Source organism: Corallococcus sp. AB049A, assembly GCF_003668885.1.
GTDB lineage: Bacteria > Myxococcota > Myxococcia > Myxococcales > Myxococcaceae > Corallococcus > Corallococcus interemptor.
In genome coordinates, this window is record NZ_RAWL01000993.1 from 1 (window position 1) to 475 (window position 475).

Consider the following 475-nt stretch of genomic DNA (forward strand, 5'->3'; position numbering starts at 1 on the left):
GGTCTGAGCTAGCTGGCTATCCGGTGGCCGTCGACACCGCCGTTACTGCCGTTACTGCCGGGAGTAGTCCTAGTAAGTGCTGAGGACAATAAACATGACATGGAGTGACTTCTGTCTCAGCTGTACTTCATCAATCTTCTTTGTCTTGTAACCCAAGCATGCGTGCAGCGTTGCCTCCCAAGATGGCTATACGGTCAGCGTCGCTGAGTGAAGAGGTATTCATGACATGGTCAACCGGATGAAGCTCCCAAGGAATAGGAAAGTCCTTGCCAAGCATGACCTGGCTGACGCCTACTTCTGCCACCAGATGACGAAGCGCTTCAGGGGTAAATACCAGCGCGTCGAAATAGATCTGCTTGATGTACTCCGAAGGACGCTTCTTTAGCGTGATGCCCGGATTGCAGTTTTGAGGTGATACGTAGCAACTGAAATCCATCCGAGGCGCATAGGATCCGAGGAATCCCCCACCATGCGC

1 protein-coding gene is annotated in these 475 nt (G+C 52.6%); it reads right to left on the bottom strand.

Going from position 1 to position 475, the window contains the following annotated elements; genetic code table 11:
• Positions 1–130 precede the first annotated feature (130 nt).
• Positions 131–475, bottom strand: a 345-nt coding sequence (locus tag D7X55_RS40575; protein WP_147470483.1) for an amidohydrolase family protein, incomplete at its 5' end; no start/stop codon positions are given.